The 23,471-nt window shown below is 48.5% G+C and carries 19 protein-coding genes; 5 read left to right on the top strand and 14 right to left on the bottom strand.

Features of this window, described 5'->3' with window-relative positions:
- Nucleotides 1–37 precede the first annotated feature (37 nt).
- Both AC58VC_RS32625 and AC58VC_RS32620 read right to left on the bottom strand, forming a co-directional pair.
- Nucleotides 38–865, bottom strand: coding sequence for an alkaline phosphatase family protein (locus AC58VC_RS32625; RefSeq protein ID WP_497375192.1), 828 nt, complete (start codon nt 863–865; stop codon nt 38–40).
- Between the two features lie 21 nt (nt 866–886).
- Nucleotides 887–2,668 (bottom strand): glycoside hydrolase family 35 protein, encoded by a 1,782-nt coding sequence (locus AC58VC_RS32620; RefSeq protein WP_497375191.1) that lies wholly within the window; start codon nt 2,666–2,668, stop codon nt 887–889.
- A gap of 172 nt (nt 2,669–2,840) precedes the next feature.
- On the opposite strand from AC58VC_RS32620, the gene AC58VC_RS32615 reads away from it, so the two are divergent.
- Entirely contained in the window at nt 2,841–3,767 is a 927-nt protein-coding gene (locus AC58VC_RS32615; RefSeq protein WP_497375189.1) for an AraC family transcriptional regulator, read from the top strand.
- Here the strand turns inward: AC58VC_RS32615 and AC58VC_RS32610 are convergent.
- The 9 genes from AC58VC_RS32610 to AC58VC_RS32570 form a co-directional block, all read right to left on the bottom strand.
- A complete protein-coding gene (locus AC58VC_RS32610; protein WP_497375187.1) occupies nt 3,760–4,899 on the bottom strand; it encodes a Ger(x)C family spore germination protein in 1,140 nt (379 codons plus the stop codon). The two genes, AC58VC_RS32615 and AC58VC_RS32610, sit on opposite strands and share 8 nt — an antisense overlap.
- Complete coding sequence (locus tag AC58VC_RS32605) at nt 4,896–5,966, bottom strand: GerAB/ArcD/ProY family transporter (RefSeq protein WP_497375185.1); 1,071 nt, start codon at nt 5,964–5,966, stop codon at nt 4,896–4,898. The genes AC58VC_RS32610 and AC58VC_RS32605 overlap by 4 nt, the downstream gene beginning before the upstream one ends.
- The gene (locus AC58VC_RS32600; protein WP_497375183.1) at nt 5,963–7,390 is read right to left on the bottom strand and encodes a spore germination protein; all 1,428 of its coding nucleotides are present in this window, start codon (nt 7,388–7,390) and stop codon (nt 5,963–5,965) included. Before AC58VC_RS32600 ends, AC58VC_RS32605 begins: the two co-directional genes overlap by 4 nt.
- 76 nt (nt 7,391–7,466) lie before the next feature.
- Entirely contained in the window at nt 7,467–9,755 is a 2,289-nt protein-coding gene (locus tag AC58VC_RS32595) for a helix-turn-helix domain-containing protein (RefSeq protein ID WP_497375181.1), read from the bottom strand.
- A gap of 179 nt (nt 9,756–9,934) precedes the next feature.
- The gene (locus AC58VC_RS32590; RefSeq protein ID WP_145658761.1) at nt 9,935–10,813 is read right to left on the bottom strand and encodes a carbohydrate ABC transporter permease; all 879 of its coding nucleotides are present in this window, start codon (nt 10,811–10,813) and stop codon (nt 9,935–9,937) included.
- Between the two features lie 55 nt (nt 10,814–10,868).
- On the bottom strand, nt 10,869–11,786 hold the full coding sequence (locus AC58VC_RS32585) for an ABC transporter permease (RefSeq protein WP_497375179.1): 918 nt from the start codon (nt 11,784–11,786) through the stop codon (nt 10,869–10,871).
- Between the two features lie 73 nt (nt 11,787–11,859).
- Complete coding sequence (locus tag AC58VC_RS32580; protein ID WP_497375177.1) at nt 11,860–13,506, bottom strand: type 2 periplasmic-binding domain-containing protein; 1,647 nt, start codon at nt 13,504–13,506, stop codon at nt 11,860–11,862.
- A gap of 260 nt (nt 13,507–13,766) precedes the next feature.
- A complete protein-coding gene (locus tag AC58VC_RS32575) occupies nt 13,767–14,537 on the bottom strand; it encodes a DeoR/GlpR family DNA-binding transcription regulator (protein WP_497375175.1) in 771 nt (256 codons plus the stop codon).
- Nucleotides 14,538–14,624: 87 nt separating this feature from the next.
- Nucleotides 14,625–16,274, bottom strand: a complete 1,650-nt coding sequence (locus tag AC58VC_RS32570) for a DUF4091 domain-containing protein (RefSeq protein WP_497375173.1) — start codon at nt 16,272–16,274, stop codon at nt 14,625–14,627.
- Between the two features lie 247 nt (nt 16,275–16,521).
- On the opposite strand from AC58VC_RS32570, the gene AC58VC_RS32565 reads away from it, so the two are divergent.
- The 4 genes from AC58VC_RS32565 to AC58VC_RS32550 all read left to right on the top strand — a co-directional run bounded on the left by AC58VC_RS32565 (nt 16,522) and on the right by AC58VC_RS32550 (nt 20,588).
- Nucleotides 16,522–17,472, top strand: coding sequence for a metallophosphoesterase (locus tag AC58VC_RS32565; RefSeq protein ID WP_497375171.1), 951 nt, complete (start codon nt 16,522–16,524; stop codon nt 17,470–17,472).
- Nucleotides 17,473–17,501: 29 nt separating this feature from the next.
- Nucleotides 17,502–18,362 carry a DMT family transporter gene (locus AC58VC_RS32560; RefSeq protein WP_497375169.1) on the top strand — a complete coding sequence of 287 codons (861 nt, stop codon included), beginning with the start codon at nt 17,502–17,504 and terminating at the stop codon, nt 18,360–18,362.
- A 67-nt stretch (nt 18,363–18,429) separates the two neighbouring features.
- Nucleotides 18,430–19,023 (top strand): TetR/AcrR family transcriptional regulator, encoded by a 594-nt coding sequence (locus tag AC58VC_RS32555; protein WP_497375167.1) that lies wholly within the window; start codon nt 18,430–18,432, stop codon nt 19,021–19,023.
- Between the two features lie 185 nt (nt 19,024–19,208).
- On the top strand, nt 19,209–20,588 hold the full coding sequence (locus AC58VC_RS32550) for an MFS transporter (RefSeq protein ID WP_497375297.1): 1,380 nt from the start codon (nt 19,209–19,211) through the stop codon (nt 20,586–20,588).
- Between the two features lie 242 nt (nt 20,589–20,830).
- On the opposite strand, the gene AC58VC_RS32545 is transcribed toward AC58VC_RS32550, so the two are convergent.
- The 3 genes from AC58VC_RS32545 to AC58VC_RS32535 form a co-directional block, all read right to left on the bottom strand.
- Nucleotides 20,831–21,061, bottom strand: a complete 231-nt coding sequence (locus tag AC58VC_RS32545; RefSeq protein WP_497375165.1) for an IS3 family transposase — start codon at nt 21,059–21,061, stop codon at nt 20,831–20,833.
- A 65-nt stretch (nt 21,062–21,126) separates the two neighbouring features.
- Complete coding sequence (locus AC58VC_RS32540) at nt 21,127–21,444, bottom strand: transposase (protein WP_497375163.1); 318 nt, start codon at nt 21,442–21,444, stop codon at nt 21,127–21,129.
- A 334-nt stretch (nt 21,445–21,778) separates the two neighbouring features.
- On the bottom strand, nt 21,779–23,464 hold the full coding sequence (locus AC58VC_RS32535) for a hypothetical protein (RefSeq protein ID WP_497375161.1): 1,686 nt from the start codon (nt 23,462–23,464) through the stop codon (nt 21,779–21,781).
- Between the last annotated feature and the right edge of the window lie 7 nt (nt 23,465–23,471).

The raw sequence follows: 23,471 nt of genomic DNA, 5'->3' as shown, positions 1-23,471 counted from the left end.
TGATGCTTGTAAAATAGGCAGCAAACTGTCCCTATCTTTAACCCAGCAATCCCGCCGGCAGCTTGGCTTCCCAACCTCTCGGGACCGGCAAGCCAAGTGCATGAAGCGCGACCGCAGCCGTGTCCATAATCGACAGACCGGTCAAGTTGGCCTCCGGATGGATGCCAGGACCTCGGCAGCCCCAGAAAATGGTCATGTCCCGCGGCGCATCACTCCCATGATTGAAAGCATCCAGACCGCCGCCTCCATGGTCTGTCGTGATGATCAGCAGACTATCTTCCAGCATCCCTGCTTCAAGCAGCGCTTTGCTGATCTCGCCAATCTGCTTGTCGGCACGCGAGATCGCCTTCAGATATTCGGCGGAGTCTTCCCCATATCCATGGCGATGGCCTGCGGCGTCCACATCATCCAGTTGAACGAACAGGAGCTCAAGTCCTGGGTTTGAACGTAGATAGGCGCCGATGGCAGGAACCAATTCTTCATCCGATGTTGCATATTTCTTCATGCCATCAATCTCTTCAATGATGCCAGTAATAATGGGTTGCCATGAGACGAATGCCGCCATTGTACTGTCAGGTCTTGCTTCTCGCAATATCCGGAAAATAGATGGAGTCGACGAATCCGCCGGAAAGCTTCGATTCTTTTGAATATGCACATGAGACTCATGCCGCTGCGGCGTTACGCCATGCAACAGCGATCCCCAGCATTCCCCGCTGTTGGAAGGATAGACCGTGCGAGCTTGGTACGTTTGCACGCCTCCCGCAAGCAGAATATCCAGATAGGGTGTCTGCGCTTCACGTATGAATGTTCCTGCACCATCAATGCCTAGAATAATGACTCGTTTGACTGCCTTTTGTGATGCCATAGTTCGAATCACTCCCCCGTTTTACCCTAAATCAGGTGAATCCGTCAAAGCAATTATCGGTTCCTCGGTACGATGAAGCTCGAAGACGATGATTTCATTGCTGCCAATCCGCAGTAACGGAGCCGGTACATACAGCGTACGCTGCGGCCCTTTTTCCCAATAACGCCCAAGATTAAAGCCGTTGATCCACACGACGCCCTTGGACCATCCGTCCAAACGGACGAACGTGTCTCCGGCCTCTTCAACGTGAAATTCCCCGCGATAGAAAGTCGGACGCTCCTGATTCTGAACCTGCACATGATCCTCCTGTTCGCTCTTCTCAGAATTCACGAACGGAATTACATCCGTATTGTCCAGTGGCAGTGGATACAACGTCCAATCAAACAGGAACTGATTGTTCAAACGCACGCCTTCTGTAATCCCTTTGTAATCCTTTAATTTTGGTCCGTAATTAACGCGTCCCATGTTCTCAACAACGATGTCCAGTCTGGCGCCTTCGGCAGGAATGTCCACCGGGACAGGACGCGGGTCCCAGCGTTCAATTGTACCTCGGTAGACGCCGTCCAAGAAAACTTGCGCACGGTCATGTACCTCTTGAAGGTGCAGCTTTTCGCCGGTTCGCGGACCAGATACCTGTGTTGAATAAACAATGAAGCCATAGCTTTGGCCAACCATCTCCATCGGCTCGGGACAAGTGCGTTTAACAGGCGTAGAAAGTTGAGCCAGCTGCCCAAGCAGATCTGCTTTTTCTGTTAATGCAACGCGGCCGTAGCTTTTCTTCGGGAGTGGTACCGGAAATGCAGGAAACTCCTTCTCATCCTTCTCGAGATAGCGCGCAATCACGCTGCGGACGGCTCGATATTTCTCCGTTTCATCTCCGCACTCTGAAAGGGGTGAGTCGTAGTCATAGCTAGTAATCGTCGCCTCATACTTCTCCCCAAAGTTCGCACCATTGTAGAAACCAAAATTAGTTCCGCCGTGGAACATGTAGAAGTTCACGGAAGCGCCCGCGCGCAGCATGCGATCGAATACATCAGCGACATCACCCGCATCTCGCGTGTGGTGCGGCTTCAACCAGTGATCAAACCAGCCGTTCCAATACTCCATGCACATGAGCGGCTCATTCGCACGGTATTCACGGAACTTCTCGAACGCCTCCTCCGGTCTGGAGCCAAAGTTAACGGTCGCAAGCGTACCGGGAATCGTTCCTCCTTGCAGCATGCCATCCTCCGGACCATCCGATGTAAACAACAAAACATCTACACCACGCTTTGTCAGACCATCACGTAAATACGTTAGATATGCAGTGTCGTTGCCATAGCTGCCATATTCATTTTCGATCTGCATCGCAATAATGGGTCCGCCATTTGTGCTTTGCAACCGGGTTAATCTAGGAATTAACGCATCATAATAACGATCTACTTTCATCAAAAACGTAGCGTCCATACACCGAAGCTTCATATATGTATACTGCAGCAGCCAAGCTGGTAATCCTCCGAATTCCCACTCCGCACAGATATACGGACTTGGCCGAACAATCACATGAAGTCCGAGCTCGCCCGCGAGTGTTATGAATTGTTCAATGTCCGCAAGACCTTCAAAGTTAAACGCATTTTCATGCGGTTCATGCAAATTCCAGGGCACATACGTTTCCACGGTATTAAAGCCGCATGCTTTGAGCTTCAGCAGCCGATCCTCCCAATACTCAGGAACTACGCGGAAATAGTGGATGGCTCCGGACAAAATTTGAAACGACTCTCCATCTAATAAAAACTGTTTATCTTTAGCTTGTAAAATGGCCATGATGATCCCTCCGGATGATGAGTTCTGTCGGTTAATCGTTCGAATTTACCTACATTCATCATCGCTGAAAGGATCGTAGATCTCCATCGCCAAATGGATCATTTTCTATACCAAATGTGCCAAATGACATGGTATGATGAAACAAACAGGAAGTCGAACGGGAGGAACGTAAGTGGAACAACAGTTGGAGGATTTGTATCGATTCCCTAATATGATCAATACGCTTCAGGTGACTGGGTGCCATTTTGGTTTGAAGCCTCCAGGGTGGCATTACCCTAGGCATCATCATCATTTGTTCGAGCTGCTATACTGCGTGGATGGGGAAGTCGCGCATGAAATTAATCGAGATGCGATGACGATGCAGGCAGGAGACTGGCTGCTGATCAAGTCTGGCGTCAGGCATCAATCCTCCAACACCGCCAAGTCGGACTACGGCTTTTTTAATGTGCATTTCGATCTCGATGACCCCGAGATTCGCAGCCTGCTCTCCCTAGCGCCATATCGGCTCATCCGGCACAAAGAAGCGGAACAAAGCAAGCTCCGCTTCTACGTTGGCGAGCTAGAAGAAGTGATGCAGCGCAATCGCACTGAACAGCCCGAAGAGGAAACAGCTACCGAGTCCTCTCCTTTGCGCTTCGAGGATAAGCTGCTCCTGCAGTCGTATACACTGCTCATCATACACGATGTGCTCCAGCTCCTTCGTAAGCATGAGCACGGCTCATTCCGCGGGCATGGGACCGCTCCCGAGAAAGATCCCTCGCTCTTCACCGCCGATATCGCGCACATGATTGAAGAGAAGCTATCGCACGGTTTATGCGAAGAAGCAACAGTAGCGGGGGTTGCCAAGGAGATGAATCTGAGCCGCAGCCAATGCAGCAAGCTATTCTCCAAGGTGTACGGGCTATCCCCCCGCCAATATGTCAGCCAGCAGAAGCTGAAGCTGGCCAAGGAACTGCTCGTCACGACCCATCTGCCGATGACGGACATCGCGGAGAAGCTGGGGTTCCACTCGGCCAGCCACTTCTCCCGGCAATTCCGTCGCTGGACTGGCCAATCGCCGAGCGAATTCAAGCCGAGGCATCAGTCGGCGACTAGTTAATAATCCCGTGAGAAATTATCTCCATCCTCACTGAAACCTGGAAATCCACTTCTGGATAGGCCTGCTCCCAATCGAGCTTCTGCCAATCCTTCGGGTGAAAAGCTATCAGATCCCTTCCAATGCCCAGTGCATCGGAATCCGCCTTCTGAAGCAGTTTGCAGATGCCTTGCGCTTCCTGCGTGAGGAGCGCAGAGAAACGTTTGTTCAGCTGCTCAATTAGCTGCTTGTCAATGCGATTTTTTTTGGCGTGTTCGATGATGATCGCTTTCAGCTTCAGCTGCAATTGAACATGAACTTGTCCGGATGAACTGACCGAAACCTTTTTGTCGCGGCTCGACTTGACGATGTTCAGCGATACGTACTGCGACAGGTCGGTTTTGCCCTTCGTTTCATCTGTTTTTCGCGTGATGATGCAGGTTTCGCCCTTTTTGCCGTTCATTAAGAGGAACAAAGAAGATTGCTCAGGAGAGAGATAGTATCCCGTATACTTACTCTTACTAAGAAGCCCTACACCATCGATGACAGCTTTATCTTTGTCCGTCTCACTGTCTCTCCCCTTTTCCATTCTCAGAATCGGAATAACACCATCTTTCCCCCGATCATGAAGAAGAGGGTAAATGGCATGCACGGTTACGAACGGAATGACCGTTTCGTACTGGGCGCTTTTAATGATTTTGCGCAAGTACTCTCCGGATGTTGCGGAGCCGATGCGATCCAGTCGAATTAATTCCGCCGCTTCGCCATGGACGATAGCTACTTTGGCTAGCATTGGATCATTGGAGTTGCGGAATGTGGCGTCCAAAAGGTTCAAGAGATCCGATCTCGCCAGCTTATCGCTGATTAGCATTACTTGATTCTTGGAAGTGCCGATGGGCCCTGCGATTTGCAGGCCGATTTTTTTATACAAAGACTCCTGCAACGTCGGTCCTATTGCCGTTAGCACCTCATGGATAGGAACAGTTCTTTCCTTTCCCCCCGGAGATTGAATGGTGACGGTGGTGATGATTTCATTTTTTTCGTTCGTATCCAGAGAGGTGGCATAGATGAGTTGCAAATTTTTCAAATCTGAATGATAACTGCACCCCGAAAGCAGCAAAAGAACCGTCAGCCAGAGCGGCGCTAAGCGATTCATAGCAGTTGTCCCCCTTTTTTACCCCTTAGCCAAACTAACAAGAAGAGCAGAACAGGAATCCCGATTATGATGAAGCTCTCGTACTCCGTAATTTTCTGTAAAATAGCAATCCTTTCTTCTGAGCGCCAATAGAAACCGATTAAACAGACTACGGGGACTAAATAGTAAATGGCCTTTTTGTGTTCATTATTATGAAACCAGTACCCGAACCCTTTGCCAGCAGCATACATGTAACTGATGAGCGTTGCCGTCACTTTGACCAACCAGACGGAAAGGAAAATCAAATCCATCCGTTCCAGAAAAGGCAGGGAAATCCCGTTCAAAAAATAAGGAACAGGCTGCGGGATGAAGGGAATCGACTCGGGACTGAAATTCAGAAAGATCAGCACTACGACAATGAAAAAGAAAACGGTCGCCATAGTGTTCGCCCACAGTATGGGAGTAAGCACGCTCTTGCCTTTGGATTGGACATCGGAGGAGACGATCAGAAACAGCTCGAAACCGAGGAAAGTGATCACAGAGCTTTTCATTCCCGCAATAATGGCCGTCCAGCCCTTCTGTCCGATAGGCAGCAAATAGCGATAATCCATTGTGCTAAAGCTGGTAAGTAGCATTGCTACCATTAAGATGAGCAGAAAGGTGACCATCAGATGATAACGCGCAATGATTTGCAATCGTTCCTTCGTAAAATAGAGCAAAATCAAAAAATTGGCTGCAATGACGAGCCATGGATTCGTGAACGGCAATATCCAGAGCTCAACAAACATCATTTCCATCAACAAAACCAGACAGGAAAGAAATAGAAAATGGAACGTGTAAAAGGCGTTGACCGCGTTCCCCAGCCATTTGCCAAGAATAAGCGGCATAAACTCATATATATTTCGCCCTGGAAATCTTCGGCACAGAGCGACATAGATAACCAGGAGTAGGTTCACGCATGCCCCCGCCAAAAGAATGGATATCCAGCCGTCTTCACCAGCCGCTTGATGCAAAACATAGGGGAAAGACAACACACCGATGCCTACCTGATTTTGCAGGATGAAAGCAAATAATTGCATTCTGGTCATGACATCCTCCTATCCGAAGCTTTCCTGCGAAAGATTCGCTTAGGAAGCTGAATGAGCGTAGTCAAGATTCGGCGCGGTTGGAGTGGCGTAAATGGATAAAAGTAAGGGACGCCGAACGTTTCAAGCTTGCTTAAATGCATGAACAACAGCGAAAAGCTAAAGGCAATCCCAGCAAAACCAAGCAGCAAAGAAGCGATCATGATCGGGAAGCTGACCAATCGAACCGCGAGACGCATTTCATGAGATGGCAAACTGAAAGAAGCGACGGCCGTCAATGAAATAACGACGATCATCGTCGTGGACACTAAACCTGCGTTAACCACCTCGCTGCCGATAACCAAACCTCCTACAATTGACAGTGTAGAGGCAATGGACTTTGGAAGCCGAATAGCCGCTTCTCTAAGCAGTTCCAATACAGTAATCATAAACATGGCCTCAATGAGCGGATTAAAAGGAATGTTCTCCAAAGAAGCTTTTAATGAAAATAGCAAATCAATTGGCAGCACCTCGAAATGGTTCGAGACGATCGAGATATAAACGGAAGGAAGACCCATACCCATCATGACGCTAATAAAACGAAGAAATCGAAAAAAAGTCCCGTTCCACCACCGGACATTGAAATCGTCTGCAATTTGAAAAAACATAAAAAAGGTCACCGGGAGAACGACGGCAAACGAACTCCCATCCACAAGCAGGACAACTCTGCCCTCCATCAGATGTGAAACCGTGGTATCAGGCCTTTCGGTATAGAGCAATTGCGGAAATGGCGACCACCAACTGCTTTCCAGGCGATTCAAAATTTGACCTGGTGATTTAATATATATATCTTCATTGGTCAGAAGCTTGGCAATCACTTCGTTAACAACATTGAGATCAGCAAGCTCGCTCATGTACAACAGTTTGACTCCAGTCGGGCTTTGCGCGCCTAAGGTGAAGTCCCGTTCGACCAGATTGGGATTCTTGAGTCGTCTGTGAATGAGCTGCACATTCACTTCTGCGTCATCGACAAAGCCTTCATGGGAACCGCGAATGACTTGCTCATTCTGGGATTCTGCGATGCTGCGCTCAATACTGGCACCGACGTCAGCGAGAATAATGTCCACTCGCTGATCAAGCAGAATCGCGCATTTTCCCTGCAGCATCCCCGCTGCCGCACTCTTCAAATCGGTGACGATTTCAATATCAAGGATGGGAAGAATATCTTCCAGAAGCCCCTCTTTGGATTCAAGCAAAGGCCTCAAAACATCAGACTGCAGCTTATCCCGATTGGTGGCAGCATTAAGATAAAGAATCGCGCCCTGAACGCCCTGCAGGCGGAATTCCCTGGTCCGAATATCGTCGGAAGAGTGAAAGCAATCGAAAAGCTTGCGCATATTCGTCTTAATCTCTGTAGAGATTTGGAATGAATCTTGTGGCAATTCCATGCTTCGACCTCCCGCCTGTTAACCATGCGGTTAGTATTTGCCATTTTCTTCATTTTATCCAATAGAAACAAGACGATCATAGCTGATCGCCTTTCCTAAACTGCCCTGGTGTAATTCCCTCATAACGCTTAAACACACGAATAAACGTATTGCTGTTCGAGAACCCGACCTTCTGTGTGATATCCGTAATCGTGTCATCGGTGTCCATCATCAGTTTTTTCGACAACTGGACGCGCTGCTTGTTAACATAATCTATGAAGGTTTCGCCAGACTGCTCTTTGATGAAGCGTGACAAATACGGCGCATTCACTTCAAATTTCAATGACAGCGAAGTCAGACTCAAATCCATATCCGCCAAATGCTCATCGATATAGCTCAGCACGTGATCTTTCAGATTCGTATTATGACTTTTCTTCTTAGAGTCCACATAATCGCAGACGGTTTTCAAAAACTTGTAAATGTCATCTTCAATTTCCGCGAACGACTCACACTGTGTCAATTGTTTGATTAAAGCATGCTTCTCTACTGCCAATTCGTTCGGTCCTTGATCCAAATGCTCAATCGCTTTCAGAATCGTGCCGATCAGCTCAAACATAAGAAGCTTGCCTAGCTGCAGCGACAGCGTGCCGTCGGACACATTCGTGACAATCAGCTCGCTGACCGCCTCCATAGCCTCCTCATATTGCCCTGTCCGTATATGATTGATAAGCTGACGCTCCATATCCAGCGGATAATACAGCTCATTCTTCGGCCGTTTAATCCGGTCAAAGGGAATGATTTGGCTCGGACCGATAACGAATTTGTACTCAAGTGCCTCCAGTGCCTCATCGAATCCGTGCGGAATTCCCGCCAGCGTCGGATGAATATCACTAATGCCGATCGTCAGTTGGATATAAAATTTCCCCTGAATAATTTCCTGCGCCTCTTGCGCTGCTTCGATTAAGTCCTGCTTCGCCTGAGCTTCCTCCTCATTAAGGATATTAACGAGGAAAGCAATCATGCCGTCCACTTCGGTCGTAAACACCGTATGCTTGCGGCCAATCAGCTCTTCCGTGATGTTCGTCACAATGTAATACACATATTGCAGCTTGGATTCGCTATCCCGTGATCCGTTGTCATTAAACAAAGCGGTATAATCGCCGATATGAAAAAGCAAGACTGCAAAGCGGTTCGTCTCGAACTGCAGGTCGAATGAAGCCATTGACTGTGCGAGTGCTGAGCCGCTCTCGACTCGGCCCTTGAGAAGTCGCGCCAGAAAGTGGCTGCGCAGCACGTCTTGCTGTTTCTGGATGGTCGTATTCGCCGTATCCTGAAAGGCGGCATTCTCCGACATGAAGGACTGCAGCAGCAGGAATTCGTCTTTACTGCCCTGCATGTTTGATTTAACCTTGGGAGACACCAAATCCACCATCCGGCGAATCGGCATATAGTGCCTGCGTGTCAACCAAATGGACATCGGACCGCCGACGAAAATGCACATGAATAGCCCCGCATAAATCCAGCTGCGCAATTGGCTGACTTTCGCCGCATATATTTTCGTAGGTACGATAGAGACGTACTTCCACTCATTTTCGACCGAGGAAACATAGGAAACCGTCACCTCTTCCTTGTCCCATTTCTGGCTGAACGAGCCCTCATCAGAGGATGAAATCTGGGCCAAATCAAGGTCAGAAACATGCCCCGGCTCGCCCGCAATCATAATCGGCTTATTGCTGGAATCCAGTATCAGCACAATACCCGCTTGAGCGAGCTGAATGTTCGAGATGGCTGCTTTCAGGCGTTCCGCATTCAGCATAACCACAAGTGTCGCCGGTGCCTCATCGGCATTCTGAATAGGCAGAGACTGCATATACACCATGTCATCTTCAGCTAATTGCAGAAAATTACCGAAATAGATCTTCTCCATGCTGTCGCTCCACTTTTTAAAGGTCATCCCCTTATTGTTTTCGTGAAGCAATTGGAACAGAAGGTCGTCTTGATTCATCGTCGAGGTGGTCACACCGAAATGCTGCTTTTTCATATACACATACAAATCGTTGATATCCCCATTCGATGCCGCATAGGAACGAAGAGATGTAATAAGGTCGAGCGTGTCGATTTTCACTTGCGAACTGTTGAATTCCGTTTGATTCACATATTTAATAACTTTCGGGTCTAGAGAGAGCTGCAGACCCATCCGTTTAATATCCTTAAATTGATTATCCAGAGACTGCTTCACCTGATTCAGCAGCGCTTTATTGGAACGGATGACCTCCGAGTGGAGCAAATGCTGTGATTGAAAGAGCACCAACATCGTAATGACAATGGGGATACAAAGGATGGTTAAGTTCGAATAAAGCCAAAAAAGAAATACGCTCCGCTTCATGAAAAGAAGCCCTCCCCTACTCATGCTGTATGCGCATTATCCCATCTTCTCCCGCTGATGTACATCTACGATTCTTGCAGCATCATCATTTTTTGGCGTTTCCCTGCCTATCAGGCTTATAACCCAAATATCCCGCCCTCTTTTCGCACATCCAAAAAGAGAACAGGTTCTGGTTTTTATTATTCTTTGATTGCTCCGACCATAACGCCTTTCACAAAGTATTTCTGTAAAAATGGATAAGCAATGAGGATCGGTAACGTTGCCACCATGATCGTTGCATATTTAATACTTTCTCCAATCGCTTGCGTGTCGTTCGCGTTCCCCGTTCCTGTGGTCATCGAATCCGTGCTGTTCTGGACGAGAATCTCGCGAAGGATGAGCTGCAGCGGGAATTTCTCCCGATCATGAAGGAACAGCATCGCGTTAAACCACGAATTCCAGTGCGCTACACCGTAGTAAAGCACCATGACGGCAATAACTGGCATCGACAGCGGGACCACGATCTGGAACAAAATGCGCCACTCGCCTGCACCATCAATCTTAGCAGACTCCATCAGCCCTTCCGGGATGGCTTCGAATGATGTTCGCATAATAATTAAATTCCAGGTGGATATGGCTACGGGCACGATCAGCGCAAGATAGCTGTTACCCATGTGCAAGTAATTGTTGATTAGCAGATAAGTCGGGATCAAGCCCCCGCTGAAATACATCGTGAAAACAATGCTGATCATCAGGAATTTGCGCATAGCAAACTTTCTGGACAGTGCGTAAGCACCAAGCGTTGTAAAAAAAAGATTTACCATTGTACCCAGAATCAAAATTAACAGCGTATTCCCATACCCAGTCAAAATGTTCGGATTCGCAATCACCTTCTCAAAGGCGCTCAAATTAAAACCGAGCGGCTTAAGCAGCAGCCCTGTATGCTGGATCAGCAAGTTCGAATCACTGATAGAAGCCATGAACACATAGTAGAACGGGTACACGGTACAAATAATTAGCAAAATCATAAGAATCGCATTACCGATATCGAATAGACGCTCAGATGCGCTTAATTTCATCGTTCGTTTCCTCCTGAGAGCTTTTCCTAAGAAAAGCTGACGTCGTAAGATTAGGCTACCACAATCGGCTGCCCGAGAATCGGCGGGATATGCTGTTAGCGCTAATAAGCAAGGCGAAGTTAATCATCGATTGGAACAGTCCTACAGCCGTCGTATAGCTGTAATCATTCCCTTGGGCAAGCCCTTCCCTGTAAACAAACGATGAGATAACATCTGCCGTTTCATACGTATTCGGATTATAAAGCAGGACAATCTTCTCAAAGCCGACCTCCATCAAGCCGCCAATCCGAAGAATGAGCAGGATCATGATCGTTGGGATGAGTCCTGGCAGTGTTACGCTCCAGATCTGGCGGAATCTTCCCGCCCCGTCAACGCGAACAGCTTCGTACAGTTCAGGGTTGATGCCGCTAAGAGCAGCCAAATAAATAATGGATGACCAGCCAAGCTCTTGCCAAACGGATGTGGAAACGAAAATGGTACGGAAGTTTTCCGCATTATTCATGAGTGCTGAATCCTGACCGCCAAAGAACATAATGATAGCATTCACAATGCCGCCGCGGTTCGTAAAATCAATAATTAATCCAGAGATAACGACAATCGAGATAAAATGCGGCAAATAGGAAATCGTCTGCACGATCGATTTGAACATCTTCTGGCGAATTTCATTGAGCAAAATCGCGAGAATAATCGGTGCCGGGAAGCCGAAAATCAGATTATAGAAGCTAATTAAGAACGTATTACGCAGGACGCGTACAAAATAATAGCTTTGAAAGAAGTCTTTGAAATGGGCAAAGCCGACCCAATCACTGCCCCAGATCCCTTTGGCCGGGCTAAAATCCTTAAAAGCGATCACCGCTCCATACATCGGGAAATATTTAAAAATGAAGAAGTACAGCGCAACCGGCAATACCATCAGGTAGATTGCGCGATTTTTTCTAATGTCGTCGAGTAGGCCCCGAATGGAATTCGCCATGTTCTCACTTCCTTACTGATGTGTTAGATAAGGGGAGGCAGAGCTCCCCCATACCCCTGCAATCTGCCACGTATTAACGTTTGTTATAACGATCCGTCGCCGTTTGGTAAATCTCAACCGCACGGTCAATGTTCATCTTTTTCACTTGCTCCATCGTTTTGTCATAGTCTTCAACTTTCGCAGCGCCCATCACGACTTTCGTGATTTGTTCGGTCAGCAGTGTACTTACATCGTTAAGAATCTTCGCAGACTCTTTTGCTTCATCGGTCGACAGGACAACTGGCGGAAGCATGACTTTATAAGCGTTGTCCGCATATTTGGCATATAGTTTTACTGCGTCTTTTTGCGCTTGCAATTGGTAGTACTGATCATTGTAGCGGTCATCATCCAAACCGGAGAAGCCGTAGTTGGCGATAAAATATTTGGCCATCGCCTGAGAAATCGGCAGTTTGTCCGGATTTTTCAAAATTAAGTCCGTGTACTTCGGCTGACCGTCTGCTTTGGTATACGTTTGGCCTTCTACGCCAAAGTTTTTGAGCATAGCTCCTTCGTCGCTGTACAGATAATCGATGGCTTTTACCGTTTCTGCTGCATGCTTATTGGAGCTTGTAATGACCGTTCCGATATTGTCATATTCCCATGACGCTTGCACGAACTTCGGCTCATCGCCTTTTTTCAGAACTGGATACTGCACAGCCGCCAGCTTCGCTTTCGGATCTGTTTTCTGAAGCGCCGGTGTGTACGTCCCAATGCTGCCGCCGATGAAGCCGTAGAACGCGCCTGCTTTACCGGAGGTAATTTTGGCATCCATCGTTTTCGTATCATTAGAAGCGAAGTCCGGATCAATCAGACCTTCTTTGTACCATTTTTGCATCGTCGTCAAATATTGCTTAAACTCCGGCTGCGTTGGACCGAATTTCACTTTGCCGCCATCGATATAGAAAGAACTTGCATTGGCAATCGTCGACATGCCTGCAACGCCATACGCGCCTGCGAAGTCAGCAAAGGAAAGCGGATAGCTTTTGTTCAGAGTGAAAGGAATAACACCTTTTTTCTCTTTGAAAGCTCTTAACACAGTTTCCCACTCATCCATCGTTTCCGGCGCTTGCAAACCAAGCTCCTCGAGCCAATCTTGGCGGACTACCATACCGCTAAACGTCTTGTACTGACCGTATTGACCGACCTTCAAGTGAGGCAATGCGTAAATATCGCCGTTGTCCGCTTTAATTTGCTTGGCGATTTGGGGATTGGCATCCAAGATTTTTTTCAAATTCGGTGCATTCTTTTCAATGAGATCATTTAGTTTAATAATCGTGCCGTCTTTGAACATTTTTGCGGTTCCGCCCTGGACGCTATTCCAGTTCCAAAGCATCGAGTCCGGCAAGTTATTGGAAGCGACCATAACGCCGTACTGCTGAACGTCATCCTGCGGCGTGTTTCCTGAGGAATGTTGGAAATCAAAGGTCACATTCGTCTTCTTGGCCCATTCCTGAACCATAGGAAGCTCGTTCAAGCTTTTGACAACCGCTTTCGCATTCGGATTCATCGGTGTCCACAATGTCACTTTCACAGGATCTTTAGAAACGGATGCCGTTGCAGCTGGCGCTGCGCTTCCGTTTGCTTCTTTCGTTGTACCAGAATTGCCACAAGCCGTTACTAAGGATAGTACGAGCGCGGAGGCAAGTACAGGAAGCACCTTGAATGCTTTATTTCTTTTCATAGAAACACTCCCCTAGATGATTATTGATGATTTTGATTTGGCGCTAATGCCGTAAGCGAATTAGCCTGTGAATGAAGCATACATGGTGCAGGGGAAGCCGTATATCGCTTATTTTTCAGTCGTATTGTTTTCTTAAGAAAGCGCGTCGCCGCTTTTTGTAGCATCTTCATTTTATGAGAATTCCCTGAAAAACAAAGGAAAAATCGCCACCTCGCCGCTTTACGTAAGCGGTTCAGTAGCGATTATGGGATGAATCGGGGTTATTCGCCGATCAGCACTTCAATGCCCAGTGCTTCGATGGTATCAATCCATTCCTTCGGACAGCCCGAATCCGTGATCAGCATCGAGATTTCGTCCAGCTTCGCCACTCTGGCAAACGTAGACATGCCGAATTTGGAATGGTCCGCAACCAGAATCGCCTCTTCCGCGCGCTGCATCATTTTTCGCGAAATGACCGCTTCGGCCAAGTGAAAGTCAGTGATCCCATCAGCAAGTGAAATGCCGCCAACCGAAATGAATGCTTTATTCACCTTAAATAGGTCTAACATCTGATCAGTAAGGGAGCCCGTGGCTGCTTTGAGTTCCAGATTGACTTCTCCGCCCAAGAAAATAATTCTGCCGCCAAAAGTCTCCATCGCCAGATTAAGGACAGGGACTGAGTGCGTGATCAAGGTAACATTGTTATGATCCTTCAAATAAGGCAACATCTCGAGCGTTGTCGTGCTGTTGTCCAGCATGATCGTCTCCCCGTCTTGCACGATGGAAGCAGCCGCTTTGCCAATCGATACTTTCTCTTTCTTCATCATTTGCGTCCGTCTCAGAAAAGGCGGCTCGACTAGCTCCATGCGCATTTTGACTGCGCCTCCGTACACTTTGCGAAGCTTGCCCTCCTTCTCCAAGCGATCCAGGTCCCTCCGGACCGTTTCGGTCGAAACGCTGAGGAGCTCAGACAAGTGAAGAACCTGTACTTTCCCTTCCATCTCCAAATGGTTCAGGATCTTCATCCTGCGATCCTCGAATGTTAATGACATAAATAACCTCCTGCCTATGACCGATGATAGCAACATTGTGATGTTTCGTGTTGTTTTCATCTAGTGTATAAGCAGGAGGTTAGCCTGTCAACGCGATACTAACAGGCGATTGATCTGCTCACGTTTCTCGATGATCCATTTCGGATCTTGTGAATATTCACTGAACGTAAGCGGCATGTCGAGATCCTCTTCGATCAATGCGATTACGCGCTCACGGCCGATCAAGCTCTCCAGACTTTCAAGCGCCCTTAAGTCTTGCAAAGCTTCATAAAAGACGACCATCCGAATGGATTCGATCGGCCCTTCTTCCCCCGGATAGACGAGGAAAGCATCTCCGGAAGGAAACGCCCGATTCGCATCTGTCTGGATGAACGGATTCAACATTTTACGGGCGTACTGTGAATACCAGAAGTTATATCCCCAATGTAAGAAGCCTTTGATATTAAACTTATATAACTGAAAGCCAATAATCCGGTTCCGCTCGGAAGGAAACACGAAAAATCGATTCGATACTTGCTTATACTGTGCGCAGCAATAGTAAACCCATAGATTGTCGACGCCACGGCTGATGAATTCATCGATATGATTGTTAGCTACGACAGGTGTGTTCACTAGACCATGCGCATAAAACTCATAATCGGATAGGGCGTCAAATGTTGGATAACGGCTTAGGAACTTGCTGATTTTGCCGGCAGCTGTTCGGTAAGACTCCATCTGATCCACAGTCGGTTCATCGGAGACATGGAAAAATACGCGATCCCCAAGCCCCCGCTCTTGAATAAAGCGATCAAGCTCTGGCAGCAAGGCCTCCAGAAACTGACCGTATGCGTCACCAGATGCGTCTGTTTCCCAACCAAAAATCCGCTTCAACTGCCCCTGCTCAGTCGCTATAATTTTGGGAGCGTACTGCGCCCCCCACTGCGTAAATAAATGAGAGAACTCATAATAGTGAACCCCACAGCGTTCCCCTAGCGAGATCCATCTTTCCAGCAAGCTAAAATCAAACCGGTACGCCTGCTCATCCCGCTCCACACCCACAAGCTGCACAGTCGTACGTTCACCGCCAACCTCTGTATCCAGCGGTGGCGTAAATAACGGTGTTAGGAGCATATTTACACCCTGCTTGACCGCTGTTTGGACATACTGCTCAATTCGTCTCCAGTGCTCTTCGCTAAAAACGTCCACTTGGTAATGATTAGCCAAGCAGTCCGTGTGAAACCATTCCGTGCGGATGAGCTTCTGCTTGGGCAAGGAAGCGCTTAAAATCTGCAAATGGATGCGCTGCGATCCAACTTGAACGCCGTCCACTGCCGTCAGCCTAACATCAATCGGATGTAGACCGTCCGATTGAGGCTGGTCCCGCAGATCGATGGTTACCCAGAATGAACCCCAGCACTTGGGGAGCGCTATCTCGCCGCCAGCCTCCAAAGGCAGCAAGGGGTCTGGGTACAGCCCCGGCTGATCGCTGATTATGTATCCGTCGTGATCCCCATACATGGTAAGTTCACTTGGCGCCATCCCTACCTTCCGAATCGTGATGGAATCAGATAATGAGCTCGCAATCTCGAGGCGCAATCCTTTGACGAGCTGCTCAGCTCGGTAAGCGACCTGAAACGAGTACACCTCGCCCCTGAGGACTGTCGCCTTTTCTAGCGTATAGCGGGAATCGGGTTCCTGATGAGCAATCACTTTGGCTAATGAATTCAAACAGCGCAATTCAAACTTCACATTTGGCACGTGGGGAGTCTCCCTTCATATCTAGAAAAATTGCGTATATCTTAAAGGTATGTGGAATGCGTCATATAGTAAATCATCTTTTTTTATTGGCATGTTCAATTCTTATGATTAAATGAAACGTAAATGAAATGTAAATTATTCATTGACAGTTTTAGAGCAGCAGAGATACAATTGTCAACAAACAACAAGATTTTAATAAAAAACCACATGAAAACAACAACCCTAAAGAATATGGAGGGCTACATTTATGAAGCATCAACTTTTCTTTCGTGAGGATCAGACCTTTACGATTACTCAATTTACAGATTTACATTGGAAAGACGGCGGCACCCTCGATCAGCAAACGCGAAAGCTGATGGAAGATGTGCTGGATGCGGAACAGCCTGATCTGGTCGTATTTACAGGCGACGTCATCTACACCGGGTACGTAACTCCTGGCGAGCCTATCTGCGAACAGCCGTTGGAAGCGTTTCGGGAAGCTGTCCACGCCGCAGAAAAGCGCGGCATTCCATGGGCCGTTGTATTCGGCAACCATGATACGGAAACAATCATTACGCGTGAGGACCTCATGCGAGCGGTGTTGGATCAACCGCATACCGTGACAGAGCGCGGCCCGCATGATATTCATGGCGTAGGCAACTATACGTTATCCATTCAAGGTGCTGACGGGGAAGCCGCTGCGGCACTTTATTTTTTGGACTCGGGCAACCAATCGCCTGTACCGCATATCCATGGATACGATTGGATTCGTAACAGCCAAATCGCTTGGTACGTAGAAACTTCGAGAAAGCTGCACGCCGAAAATGATGGGCAAACCATGCCTGCACTCGCTTTCTTCCATATCCCGCTCCCCGAATATCAGCAGGTCTGGGATACAGAAACTTGCTATGGCAGCAAACATGAAAATGTGTGCTGTGCGCCTGTTAACTCTGGCCTCTTCGCGGCCATGGTAGAGATGGGCGATGTCATCGGCACCTTCTGCGGCCACGACCATGTCAACGACTATCGCGGCAATCTTCATGGCATCGAGCTTTGCTATGGCCGTGCCACGGGGTATAACACGTACGGCAAGGAAGGCTTCCCCCGCGGCGCACGGATAATTCGACTCCGCCAAGGGGAGCGTAATTTCGAAACCTGGCTGCGTCTAGCCGATGGCACGGTTGTAAGCGAACAGCTTGAGCATACACCCGGCGATTAATTTTACCGATATTGTTTGGAGATGATGGCTTGGTTATCGTATCAATCTTACTTGTCATAGCTTCCGGCTTAACCCATGCCATCTGGAGCTTATTCACCAAAAGCAGCCACAACAAAAGTGTCTTCCTCTGGTCAATCATTATGGTGACCACCGTGATCCTGCTTCCTTATTTGATCAGAGAATTATGGCTTCATCCATTATCATTATCCTCTTACGGCCTACTGCTCTTATCAGCAGCTTTCCAGAGCATCTATGCGCTGCTATTAGCACGCACCTACAATATGGGTGATTTGTCCCAAATATATCCGATTATGCGTGGCACCAGCACCTTATTCATTCCCATAGTCGGCGTGTTGTTCCTTAGGGAATCCTTATCGATATACGGCTGGCTTGGGCTTCTCTTCATGGTCACTGGCTTCCTTGCTCTCAGCGGCATTTTCACGGGTAAAAGGTCAGGAACTGCCTCGCGTTCAAACATCAAGCCATTCCTGATGGCCCTTTGCGTAGGCTTATGCACAACCTGCTACGTCTTCGTCGATAAACTAAATCTGCAGCATATTTCGGCGATCTCCTTGCTCGAAGTGACGAATATTGGATTCGTTGCGGCGCTAACGCCGATCGTCATCGCTTCCAAGCAGCTGCGTCTTGAATGGAAGCTGAATACTCGAATTATTTTGCTCGGAGCCATACTGAATCCGGGGTCCTATTTGTTGTTTTTATTCGCCATGAAATATGCACCTGTCGCCCATATCTCACCGATTCGGGAAATCGGCACTGTTTTTGCCACCATCCTAGGCATTGTCGTCCTCAAAGAAAAGCAAGGCAAGAAGCGAATCACTTGCTCCGTTCTCATCACAATTGGCATTCTGCTCATTGGATTCTTCGGTTGACTTTCTCAGCGATGTCCCTTAAGATAATGTCAGTGAGTACTGACATTGTTTCGGAAGAGGGATTGCCATGAACAGCACCAGCAGCAAGATTGGCAGCGGCGATAAACTGCTTTTATCAGCGCTCAATTTAATTGCAGAGAAGGGCTACAATGGGGTAACCACCCTCGAAATTGCCACTGCGGCAGGCCTCAGCGAGAAGACTTTATTTCGTCATTTCGGCAGCAAGCAGAAGCTCCTTGAAGCTGCTTATGACCGCTATCATTATGCGGAAGAAATGAAGAAGCTGTTTGCCGAAAAGCTGGTATGGGAGCTTGAAGCCGACCTGCTGCTCATTACGAAGACCTATCACGAAATCATGAATCGCAATCGGAAAATGATTCAGATCTCGCTGAAAGAAGACGGACAGCTGCCGGGATTCCGCGAGCGCACCCAAAAACATCCACAACAATTGCTCGAATTTCTAACCGATTATTTCACCACGATGGCTGAGAAAGGCAAAATAATCCCCGATAACCCGGAGCTTCATGCCTTCTCATTCATGATGATGCAATTCGGTGCGTTCATGAACGATCTCGACAGTCGCACGAATTACTCTAGTATTGGGTTAGAACCATTCGTGCATGAGAGTGTAAAAGTTTTTACTAGGGCATTGCAGCCCTAGTTTTTTTATCCTGCAGATGTCAGTCAGTACTGACAGTCATTTTAAATAGAAAAGGACGTGATTGTCGCATGAATAGCTTAACTCCCGCAACAGTGTCTGCGAATGCGGGTGGAACGCAGCACAACGGCAATGACAATGACAATGACAATGACAATGGCAACAGCAACGGCAACGGCAACAAATTAATGCGTGTTCTGATGTTCACTTTGACGATTTCCATGATGACCGGCATTATGTTCAATATTGCTCTGCCGAAAATTAGCGAGCAATTCTCGCTCAGCCTCTCCCAAGTAAGCTGGCTGTCCTCCGCTTATATTCTCATCTACGCGATCGGCGCTGTCACTTACGGAAAGCTGGCTGACCGCTACACGCTGAAAAGCATCGTCACCTTCGGGCTTCTCCTGTTCGCGGCCGGCTCCCTTCTCGGGCTGGCCTCGCAAACCTTCGCGATGGCGCTCATAGGTCGGTGCCTGCAGGCCGCAGGCGCCGCCGTTATTCCCGCGATTGCGATGATCATCCCGCTGCGTTACTTCGCTCCCGAGCGCAGGGGTGCTGCGCTCGGCATGACGGCCGTTGGGCTAGCCTTCGGCAACGCGCTTGGCCCTGTGGTAGCGGCTTTGATCATCAGCACCGTCCATTGGCGGTGGCTGTTCGCTGTGCCGCTACTGGTTCTAGCGGTACTCCCTTTGTACCGCAAATATTTGCGTGATGAGCAGCCTCGGGGCGCTGGCTCATTTGATTGGCTTGGCGGCGTTATGCTCGCCGCCGCTATTGCTTTGCTTTTGATGAGCGTATCAAAAGGCTTATGGCTTGCTCTCGGTTCGTTGCTCGCTTTGACCTTGTTCCTTGTTCGAATCAACAAGGCGGATGACCCCTTTATTGCTCCGAAGCTTTTTGGGAATGCCCAATATACACTCGGGCTTACGATTTCCTTCCTTGTGAATGGCACCTGCTGCTCTCTCTATGTGCTCAGCCCACTGCTACTCGCCAATGTTCACAAGCTGCCTTCCATTTGGATCGGCTTCATGATGATCCCGGCCGCCGCCGCTGCGGCTATATTCGGGCGCAAAGGCGGCAAGCTTGCAGATGCCAAAGGCAACTCCTTCGTCGCTTACTTGGCTGCCGCTTTATTAGTGAGCTGCTTCTTGCTGCTTTCCATTTTCACCGCGAGCTCTCCATTGCTGATTGCTGGCTTCCTGATTCTCGGCAACGTGGGGCAGTCCTTCCTTGTCATCGCCGTTTCCAACTCCGTGTCCAGAACCTTGCAAGCGGAGCAGGTTGGGGTCGGCATGGGCATGCTCGCCATGGTCAACTTCATTGCGCAAGGCATCGCTATTGGTGTTTACAGCAAAGCCGTTGATCTGGGTAGTGAGCTGGGCTGGAATCCGCTGTATCGTTATTCCTCCGGCTTTGTTTTTAGCAATATTAGTTTAGTGCTAGCTGGTTTGTCTTTTGTGATTTGGGTTGTGTTTTACTTGGTGTTTGGTAGGGTACGTAGGGGAGATAAAGCAATACATGCTGCGGCTAATGCTCAGGGGGCTCCGAGCTCTGTTTCGACTGGATGAGCTTGATAGAGAAGCTAGCTTCGCAATTAACTCCAGTTTCTACCGCTAATACCAGCGAATCTAGCAGATTTTGGGTAGCTACCGCCGATTTAAATGGAGTTCCTACCATTAATCTAATTCCTGCCACCGAACAGCGCAGATTAACGGTAGATTTTCCATCTGATGCTGCTGAACCACCTAACTGGAGCGTCCCCCTGAAACTGGGCGCAGCAGTAGCTAGATTACTTGTAATTAACGCCACTCTAGTGGCGTGATTCACTTGAGCGTAATCCTAATTCCTTCATGTATTTGCCTACGGTTCTTTCAGCGACCTGAATCTTCTCCTTTAAAAGCATTTGGGTAATCCTCGGGCTGCCATACCGCTTTTCTGAATCGTTGAAATGGTATTGAATTCGCTCCACGATCAAAGCTTTACGTATCGCTTGTTCGCTGAGTTCTGTGTTCAACCACTTGTAGAAACCGCTCCTAGACACCTGCAAGACTTCGCACATCTTCTCAACTCGAAACTCGGAACGATGAATTTCAATGAATTGGAACCTCAGTTCCTTTGCTTGCTGAAGATGTGCTGAGCCTTTTTTAGAATGGCTATTTCCTCCTTAAGATCTGCTATTTCCCGTTCTTTCTGTTGATTCACTTGTTCCTTTTCTTTCAGTTCTTGCTCCAGTTGACGGATCATATCCGGATTTTCCAGGATTTCTTGCTCAAACTTCCTATACTGTGAAAGCCAATTATGAATGCTACTAGCTGGAATGTTCAGTTCTTCTGCAATCTCCGCCACACTCTTTGTCTGCTCTTGGATAATCTTTACCGTTCCTGTTTTGAACTCTTCACTATATCGTTGTCGTTTGTCTGCCACTTCCGAACACCTCTCTCAATAAGACCATTATTAAACCTTTTTAACGTCTTGTCCACGTCTAATTCTAGCTACGGTTTCTACTGCTATTTCGTTCCCTGCCATCAAACAGCGCAGAATAACGGTAAATTTTCCATCTATTTCAGCCGAACCACCTAAATGGAGCGTCTCCCTGCAACTGGACTCAGGAGTAGATGGATTACTTGTAATTAACGCCGGTTTCTCCCGCTACTTCCCTCCGCTGCTCCACTATGGCCAAAGTAACTCCAGTTGCCATCTCCCCTAACCTCAAAAAAAACAAGGACCTCCCAGAGGTCCTTGTCTCATTCCCTGCACGCTACTCCGTTCCGCTACCAGCCGAAGCCGCCTCCCGCATCGCGGACAGCGCCTCGTCCAGCGAGTCACTCCCCGCCGAAGCGGAAACCGCGCTCGCCATCTCAGCGCTGTACGCCCACCAGCGCACGCGCACATTCGACGGCTCAGACGTCTGCTGCACCTTCACGCCAATCCGGAAGGTGCCCTTCTGCGGATAGGCGATCGTGCCAATCTTCACTTCCGGCGCGTCCGGCTCAAACTCCGTGCCTTTGAACACATCGGATGCCCCGCCATACACGCGCTCCCCGCTGGACAGTATGTCGGAGAAAGCATCCTCGCTGCTCTCTTCCAGGCTCGTGATGATCAAAACGTTGCCCTCGCCAAGTCCGTGCACGATCTCGCCGGAGAAAAAGCTCTTCGTCGCCTTCCCGAAGGGCGACACCGAAATCTTCGTGAACGGCTCCACCGGAATGTTCACGACACCGCTCACGATGCCGGCAATGCCGCTTCCGCCACCTGCCGGAATTCCCAAATCAAACGAAAGCTCGCTAATCGCTTTATTGAAATTGACCTTAAACTCCGGAGGCTGCCCCGGCGCCAATGTTTTCACTTTGGACTTCGTCACAAACTGACCAGACGTTTCGTCACGGTACTCGTTCGTTCTAGCAAGTCGATACATCACCGATGAATTGTACACATACTCGCCAAACGGCACTTGCTCAACACTCTCAATGACATAAGTCGGCCCCACTTGAATGAGGCAGATTTTGGCCAAATAAATGCAAGGCTCCGACGGTGCTTCCAAGGATGCTTCCAACGATTGTTTCACAAAATCCGTCATCAAACGTTCCTGAACGGCGTCGCCGATAACTTGAATTTCGCCAACGGATTGTGGCTGCAGTTCGAGCTGCTTATCGTCAAGTTTCAATACGGCTGTACTGCCCACCACACCAATCGTCGCCTTCACGCCAACGCTGCTGTCTGCACGTAGAAGCACGCTCATTTCGTATTCGCTCTCTTGCACATCCTGCGGCTCTTCGAACAAGATCGAGTTGCCGTCAATCGCTTCTACACGGTCAGCTGCAAGCGCATATTGGAAAGAAATCCGGCCTACTCGCAACGTCTTCTCAAAACGCAGCTTCATCTCAAACAACTGACCCGGATTCACATAACGAGGTGTTGTCTGAAGTACGCGCACATGCGCATCCTGGTAGAGTACGATCGTTTGGTCTGTCAAATTCGCCAAAGGCAGCTTCGCAGGTTCAGGCGCATCCTCACGAATAAATAAACGATAGCTCTCAAGCACGCGGTTATAATCATTAATTTCATCCGATCGAACGGAGGAATTAGCTACGGCGTGAACGGGCTCTTTTTCCTTTTCGTCATAGGCAATACAGAGGTACACGTTCTTCGCATACTCGTTGTTGCTGAACCCATCCATCATCGAAAGCTTCAACGTCATGGGGGAAGGGACGACAATCTCCCGGCCAAGCGCATCGATCGCAGCTCCCATTTCAACTGAAACCGACTTCTCATCAACAGCGACAACTTGCAGACCCGTTAGTACACCAGACCCATGCAGGAGACGATTCATCATTCTGCGCTTGTCATTGAAATACTTTTGCTCGGACTCAAAATCCCTGACCGTCAGCAGCTTTCCATAGAAATACCGATTGCGCTCAAACGGGTAATAGCGTGTTTTCTTCATAAGTATC

Source organism: Paenibacillus sp. J22R67 (assembly GCF_059692175.1).
This window is presented reverse-complemented; position numbering and strand designations above follow the sequence as displayed.